The organism is Sphingomonas sp. (assembly GCF_019635515.1).
Lineage (GTDB): Bacteria > Pseudomonadota > Alphaproteobacteria > Sphingomonadales > Sphingomonadaceae > Sphingomonas.
This window is the reverse complement of record NZ_JAHBZI010000002.1, coordinates 742,776-750,000: the sequence shown is the minus strand read 5'-3', so window position 1 is coordinate 750,000 and position 7,225 is coordinate 742,776. Positions and strand designations below refer to the sequence as shown.

Annotated in this window: 6 protein-coding genes; all 6 read right to left on the bottom strand. The window is 67.8% G+C overall.

All coding sequences use genetic code 11. From position 1 onward, the window contains the following. Positions 1–27: 27 nt before the first annotated feature. Entirely contained in the window at positions 28–1,566 is a 1,539-nt protein-coding gene (locus KF730_RS15975) for a hypothetical protein (protein ID WP_294099038.1), read from the bottom strand. 5 nt (positions 1,567–1,571) lie between these two features. Further along, positions 1,572–2,975, bottom strand: a complete 1,404-nt coding sequence (locus KF730_RS15970; RefSeq protein WP_294099035.1) for a DUF4139 domain-containing protein — start codon at positions 2,973–2,975, stop codon at positions 1,572–1,574. Between the two features lie 72 nt (positions 2,976–3,047). Beyond that, on the bottom strand, positions 3,048–3,848 hold the full coding sequence (locus KF730_RS15965; protein WP_294099032.1) for a DUF4167 domain-containing protein: 801 nt from the start codon (positions 3,846–3,848) through the stop codon (positions 3,048–3,050). 265 nt (positions 3,849–4,113) lie between these two features. Then, a complete protein-coding gene (gene prmC / locus KF730_RS15960; RefSeq protein WP_294099028.1) occupies positions 4,114–4,926 on the bottom strand; it encodes a peptide chain release factor N(5)-glutamine methyltransferase in 813 nt (270 codons plus the stop codon). After that, positions 4,923–5,993, bottom strand: a complete 1,071-nt coding sequence (gene prfA, locus KF730_RS15955) for a peptide chain release factor 1 (protein ID WP_294099025.1) — start codon at positions 5,991–5,993, stop codon at positions 4,923–4,925. Before prfA ends, prmC begins: the two co-directional genes overlap by 4 nt. Next, positions 5,990–7,210 carry a histidine--tRNA ligase gene (gene hisS, locus KF730_RS15950; protein WP_294099024.1) on the bottom strand — a complete coding sequence of 407 codons (1,221 nt, stop codon included), beginning with the start codon at positions 7,208–7,210 and terminating at the stop codon, positions 5,990–5,992. Before hisS ends, prfA begins: the two co-directional genes overlap by 4 nt. Between the last annotated feature and the right edge of the window lie 15 nt (positions 7,211–7,225).

The following is a 7,225-nucleotide window of genomic DNA, read 5'->3' as shown; positions in this document are numbered from 1 at the left end:
CCCACGAAACGCACGCGATTGCACGGGCTAATCGACATGCTTCAGCCGATAGCGCAGCTGCGCGGTGCCGTTGGCGGGCACTTCGACGATCCAGACGTCGCGGCTCTTGCGCCGGATCAGCCGCGCCGATGCCTTGCCCAGCCTGTAGGAATCGCTGACCTCCAGCTCGGCCTCGTAGCGCACCGGATAGGGATTGGCGTTCGACACCTGGAGCAGATGCTCTTCCCAGCCGCGTCCGCTCTCGCCCGCCTCGATCGTCGCGCCGACCTGAGTCGCCGCGCTCATCTCGACCTCGACTTCCTCGCCGATCGCCTTGTCGGTGATCGCGCCCTCGCCGATCAGCAGCCGCTGCCCGCCCTGCGGCTCGAATACCGCGACCGACCCCTGGGGCAGCGGCAGCCCGAGCCCCTTCTCCTTCCTGTTCTGCGCGCGCAGCACCAGCTCGACCGGCCGATCCTCGTCCCGCAACTCGTCATCATAGACGCGGCTGCGATAGACCACCTCGACCGGAACCGAAGGCTGATCGAGCAACGCCACCTGCTTCTGGCTCAGCGACGCGACCGTCGTGTTGTGTGGAATCCGGTAGAGCTTGAAATCACCGAGATTTTCCTGCCGCACCAGCGATCCGGTGACGATGATGTCACCAATCCCATCGGCGGAGACCCGCTGCAAAGCTTCGGCGACCGTATTGATGCCCCTCGCCTCAAGCTCGGGCGCGGGTAGTACGGTTACCGAGATTTCTGGCGCCGGCAGCGCCAGGCACCGAAAGCTCAGCGGTTCCGCCTCGGGCGCTTCCGGCTCGTCATAATCCTCGCGATTGGGCCGCCCGGCGATCACCATCGCCTCGGCATTGTCGAAGCTCGTCACGTCGCCATTGGCGAGCGTCACCCAGGCGAACAGATCGGCGGTCTTGCCGCCGGGGTGCATCGTCGCGACGTAATTGGCCTGCCAGTCATAGCCCCAGGCGAGATAGGACAGCGTCAGCCGCACCCGCCCCGAACGCGGGCTCTCGGTCTCGACCGACAGCGTCGGCTTGGCGGACAGGCCCGCCGGCACGCGATCATAGACGATCTCCTCGGGCCGGCGGCAATCCGCCGCGAAGAAACCCTGCGCGGTTTCGAAGATCGCCGCGCCGTCCGCGCCGGAGCGGATGATCGCCCGCTCCTCGATCTGCTTGCCGTCCACGGTCCGGCGGATCGTCACCGGCCGGTTGAGGCTGCGCGCATACAGGCTGGCTTCGGACAGCAGATCGGCGTCCATATTCTTCTCGCGCACCCCTTCGGGCAGCCCGGTGACGATCACGCTTTCGGGCAGGATGCGTCCCGCCACGCCTTCGAAGCGGATCACGGCGCGGCCCTGCGGGATGGTCACGGTCCGCGTCTCGGTGATCAGCGCATAGCCGCCGAGCCATTGCAGCTCGATCGGATCGTCGGCGCCGCGATCGGTCGCGCGGTAGATCGAGACCGAGACGCTGTCGGGCTTTTCCGAGGTCACCGTCTGCGCGCACGCCGCGTCGGCCGCAAGCCATGCCGCGGCCAGCACCAGCAATGCGCGGAGCACGCGCATCCGCCTTAGTAGCGCGTGATGAAGACGGCGGTGACGATCGTCTCGCCATTCGCCGGCACCGCGACTTTCCACAGCGCCTGATCGGCATCGCTGCGGTCGCTTGGTTGGGATTCGCTCTCGATGCGGGTATCCTTCCACCAGCTGTCGAGCCCGGCCTGGGCCAGCTCGACCGTCACCGCCGCGTCGCGGGCGTTGGTCAGCCGGTAGCGCATCGTCGTGCGCCATTTGCTGTCGCCCAGCTTCTCGCGCTTCTCGACGGTCGGCTGCACCTTCACGTCGAACGCCTCGCCGGTCTTGAGCGCGAGGCGCGATCCCATCGGGGTGTGATCGATATTGCTCTCGCCGATGAACTGCGGCTGCCCGCGCGCATCGCGCATATAGACGCGCACCGTGCCCGCCGGCAGCGCATCGCCGAGGCCACCCTCGCGCGACGACGAGAAGCGCAGCACGGTGTCCACGCTCTGCGCCTCGTCGCTGCGGCCCAGCCAGTTGTTGCGATAGAAATAGGCCTTGTTGGCGGGAGCGCCGCTGACGTCGAGGAAGCTCACCTGCTTCTGCTGGGCGTTGGCGATCGTCGTCCGCTCGGCCAGCGGATAGACATAGAAGTCGCCGAGCCGCTCGCGGCTGGCGCTCTCGGTCCCGGCGGCATTGCCCGGCGGCGGGGGCGGCGGGCGGTAGTAACGCGGCCGGCCATTGTCATTGCCGCCGACCGCACCGGCGACCAGCAGGGTGCTCGCCTTGCTGAAGGTGGTGCCGCTGTTGTTGGTCAGCGTGATCCAGCCCTGCACGTCGATCTTGCCGGCGGCCTCGTCGAACAAGGCGACATAATCGGCCTTCCAGCCGAGCCCGCGCGACAGATAGTTGAGCGTCACCGGCCGCGCCCCGGCGCTGGCGCTGTCGAGCGTCACCGACAAGGTCGGCCGCGCGCGCAGGTTCGGCGGCAGCGAGGAGAAGACGACACGCGCGTTCATCCGGTCGAGGATCTCGATACGGTCGCCGACCTGGAGGATCGTCCCGCCATTGTTGGCGAGCACCCTGGCGGTCTCGCGCGGCTGGCCATCCTTGCCGATCAGCGTGACGTTGCGGCCCACCGCCTTGCTCATCAATTTGTCGGGCGTCAGCAGGTCGAAGTCGAAATTCTGCTCGACGATATTGATGCCGGCGCCGCTCAGCGTCACCGTCTCCGGGCGGATGCCCGCCGAGACATCGGGGAATTCCTGGCGGGTGCGGCCATTGGGCAGCGTCAGCGTGCGCTTGTCCTGCACCAGCGCCAGATCGTTGTTGTAGATGGTGACGGCGACATCGCCCTGCGCGGTGGCGTCAGGGTCGGCAGCGGCGGCGGTCTGCGCCTGCGCGGCAAGGGGGAGTGTCGCGGACAAGCCCGCCAGAACGAGTGCGGCCAAACGCATAGCATCCTCCCGACTGTGGTCAGGGAGGATGCTAGCAGGTTGATATGGAAGGGCTAGGCCCTTCGCGAGCTATCAGGCGATCGGAGCTTCACTGTCGTCGCTGCGGGCGCGGCGGCGGCGGGGCTTCTTCTCGGGCGCTTCGGCCTGCGGCTCGGCCGACAGGTCGGCGCCGAATGCCGGCGGCAGCACCGCGGCGTCGATGCCATGATCACCCTCGGCGGCTTCCTCGCGGCGCGGACGGGCGGCGCGGCGCGGACGCTCGGCACGTTCCTGACGTTCGGGACGCTCCTGACGCTCGGCGCGCTCCTCGCCAAGGCTTTCCTGCGTGCCCGGCTCGCCTTCGCTGCCATGACCATTGGCATAGCCATTGGCGCGACCGTTGCGGCGCGGCTCGCGGTCGTCGCGGGCACCACGCTCTTCGCGGCCAGCGTCGCGGTTGCCACGATCGTCGCGATTGCCGCGATCTTCGCGATCGCCACGGGCTTCGCGGGGCTCACGATAGTCGCGCTGCTGGCGCTCCTCGCCGCCGCGGTTGCCATCGGCCTCGTAATCGAAGTCGTCGTCCTGGTCGTCGTTCGCTTCCTGCGGACGGCGGGCCTGGGGATTCTGCTCTTCGAAGCGTGAACGGCTCTCGCTCAGCACGCGGAAATAATGATCGGCGAACTGGAGATAATATTCGGCGTTGACGCGGTCGCCCTGCCGCTGGGCGTCGGCTGCGAGATTCTTGTATTTCTCGAGCAGCTGCGCGGCGTTGCCGCGGGCGCGATTGTCAATGCGGTTACCATTGTCGCGCTGGCCGGAATTGCCACCGGTGCGCTGCTGACCGCCACGGCCGCGACGGCGGCCGTTATTAGCCTGACGATTGTTCATCAAGGTCTGTCTGTCCTGTCTTACCAAGCTGTCCGTCGGTCCAATTTCGGGTCCCGGATGCAGTTTACCTGTGCGAAGGCGCCTCGCCCGGCGCATCCGCGTGTCACGGCTGCCGGACTGCAGCAGCTCGCATGACTATGGAGTGGAGCTGAGCGTCGCCGCCCATTCGTTCAGTGGCTTTGTTTGCGAAAGCTACCCTGCCCCGTCGCTGTCTTAGCGGGCGCAACACCAAACTCCAAGCACAAATATGGGTTGTACACAGGGAGATTCAAGTCAGCAGCACCGCTCTGGGACGCCCGCCAAGGTCGTTTCGCACCCGCAGCGAAAAACCCTGGTCCAGGGCAAGTCGCGATACCGCCCCGGCCTGGGTCCAGCCGATCTCCAGCACCGCGCACCCGCCCGGCGCGAGCAGGCCGCGAAGCTGGGGAATGACGCGGCGATAATCGTCGAGCCCGTCCGCACCGGCGAACAGTGCCGACGCCGGTTCGAAGCGCCGCACATCCTCGCCGATCGCCTCCTCGGTGCCGATATAGGGCGGATTGCAGAGGATAAGGTCGAACCGCTCCTCGATACCCCCGGCCCAGTCGCCGAGCCGCCACGCCACGCGATCCGCCATGCCCAGCCGCGCGGCATTGTCCCGCGCATAGCCGAGCGCCACCGCGGACCGGTCCACTCCCAGCCCTCGCGCCTCCGGCCAATGGTCGAGCGCCGCGAGCAGCAGCGTTCCCGGCCCCGTGCCGAGATCGAGCACCGCCGCCGGCGCGCCCGCACCGAAATGCGCAATCGCCGCTTCGATCAGCGCCTCGCTGTCGGGCCGCGGGATCAGCACCCCCGGCCCCACCGCGAGATCGATCGACCAGAAGCCGCGGCTGCCGGTGATATAGGCCACCGGCTCGTGCGCCAGCCGCCGCGCGACCAGAGCCTCGAACCCGTCAGGCGCCGACGCCTCGATATGCCGCATCAGCAGATCGTCGCGCGCCACTCCCAGCGCGTGCGCCATCAGCAGCTCGGCATCGAGACGAGGGGTATCGCTGATTTCGGCAAGACGCTGGGTCGCGGCAGCGAGCGCCGCGCGGATCATGAATCCAGCTGCGCCAGCCGGTCGGCCTCGTCCTGCGCCACCAGCGCGCCGATCAGCTCGTCCATCTCCCCCGCCACGATCTCGGGCAGGCGGTGCAGCGTCAGGTTGATGCGGTGGTCGGTCACACGCCCCTGCGGGAAATTATAGGTGCGGATGCGCTCCGAACGGTCGCCCGATCCCACCATCGACGATCGCGCGCCAGCCCGCTCATTGTGCAGCCGCTCGCGCTCCTGTTCGTACAGCCGCGTGCGCAGCACCTGCATCGCCTTGGCGCGGTTCTTGTGCTGCGATCGCTCGTCCTGCTGGATCACCACCAGCCCGGTCGGCAAATGGGTGATGCGCACGGCGGAGTCGGTGGTGTTGACCCCCTGCCCGCCCGGGCCCGACGCGCGATAGATATCGATGCGCAGGTCCTTGTCCTCGATCCTGACATCGACCTCCTCGGCTTCGGGCAGCACCGCCACCGTCGCCGCCGAGGTATGGATGCGCCCCTGGGTCTCGGTCGCCGGCACGCGCTGGACACGGTGGACCCCGCTCTCGAACTTCAGCTTGGCGAACACGCCCTTGCCGGCGACCGAGGCGATGGCTTCCTTGAACCCGCCGGCGTCCGATGCCGAGGACGAGATCAGCTCGACCTTCCACCCCTGAGATTCGGCATATTTCTGGTACATGCGGAACAGGTCGCCCGCGAACAACGCCGCCTCGTCGCCACCGGTGCCGGCGCGGATTTCGAGCATCGCCGCGCGCTCGTCAGCGGCATCGCGCGGCAGCAGCGACAGCGCCAGCGCCCGCTCGGCCTGTTCGAGCGCGAGCGCATTCTCGTGCAGCTCCTCGGACGCCATCTGGCGCAGTTCGTCATCGCCGTCCTGCGTCATCGCCTGCAGCGATTCCGCCTCGGCGCGCAGCCGCCGCACCTCGCCCGCCGCCTTGGCGACCGGCTCCAGCTCGGCATATTCCTTGGAGACCGCGACGAACTTGTCGCCGGGCAGGTCGCCGGTCGCCATCTGCGCCTGCAACTCGTCGCGGCGCGCTTCGATGGCGGCGATGCGATCGGGGGGGATGTTCATTTGATCAACCCCGTCACCAGCTCCGCATCGACCTCATTGGCGCGCAGCACGCGCGGGCTGACGGTTTGCTCCTGGAACGACACCGTCATCGCCGGGCCCGCCTTCAACGCGCGCTCGTATCGCTTCTTGGGGCTGCCCGCGGCGAACAATTCGGCACGCACCCCGGCGCGGCGAATATCGGCGAGCAGCGCCGTTGCCGCATTCTCGTGACCAACCGCCTCCACGACCACGGCGACCTGCATTGCCTCGACAGAAGGCTCCGCAATCAACATCGCCAGCCGCTCAACCCCAGCCGCCCAACCCACGCCAGCCGTCTCCGGCCCGCCCAGATTGCCGATCAGCCCGTCATAGCGCCCGCCGGCGAGCACCGTTCCCTGCGCGCCGAGCCGGTCGGTGACAAACTCGAACGCGGTGTGGCGGTAGTAATCGAGTCCGCGCACCAGCCGGTCGTTTCGCGTCCACTTGACCCCCGCCGCGTCGAGCCCGTCAGTCACCGCCTTGAAGAAGGCCGCCGCCTCTTCGGTCAAAAACTTGTCGATCCCCGGCGCGCTGTCGGCGATCGGGCGGTCGCGCGGATCCTTCGAATCGAGGATCCGCAGCGGGTTCTTGTCGAGCCGCGTCACGCTGTCCTCGGACAGTTCGCCGCGATGCTGCTCGAAATGCGCCACCAGCGCCGCCCGCCACGCATCGCGCGTCTCGGCATCGCCGAGCGTGTTGAGCTGCAGCGTCACCCCGTCCGCAATCCCCAGCTCGCGCAGCAGTTGATCGGCCAGCACCAGCAATTCGACGTCCGCCGCCGGCTCGGCCGCGCCGATGATCTCGGCGTCCAATTGGTGGAACTGGCGGAAACGCCCCTTTTGCGGCCGCTCGTAGCGGAACACCGGCCCCGAAGTGACCAGCTTCATCGGCGCGTGCTGCTGCCAGCCCTCGGTGATGAACGCGCGGCAGATGCCGGCGGTGAATTCGGGCCTGAGCGTGATCAGGTCGCCGCCCTTGTCCTCGAAGGTGTACATCTCCTTCGAGACGACATCGCTGGTCTCGCCCATCGAGCGCGCGAACACGCCGGTCGCCTCGAACACCGGGATTTCGACGCGCTGGAAACAGTACAGACGGCGCACGCGATCGAATGCGTCGAGGACCGCGGCGAACCGCCGCTGCTCCTCGCCGAATATGTCCTGGGTACCCCGGATCCGCTTGGGCGTTTCGATACGTGCCATTGGGGCGGGGTACCT

Excerpts from the sequence above, each read along its gene's own strand:
- KF730_RS15975 (WP_294099038.1), bottom strand. The coding sequence starts at position 1,566 with ATGCGCGTGCTCCGCGCATTGCTGGTGCTGGCCGCGGCATGGCTTGCG.
- KF730_RS15970 (WP_294099035.1), bottom strand. The coding sequence starts at position 2,975 with ATGCGTTTGGCCGCACTCGTTCTGGCGGGCTTGTCCGCGACACTCCCC.
- prmC (WP_294099028.1), bottom strand. The coding sequence starts at position 4,926 with ATGATCCGCGCGGCGCTCGCTGCCGCGACCCAGCGTCTTGCCGAAATC.
- prfA (WP_294099025.1), bottom strand. The coding sequence starts at position 5,993 with ATGAACATCCCCCCCGATCGCATCGCCGCCATCGAAGCGCGCCGCGAC.
- hisS (WP_294099024.1), bottom strand. The coding sequence starts at position 7,210 with ATGGCACGTATCGAAACGCCCAAGCGGATCCGGGGTACCCAGGACATA.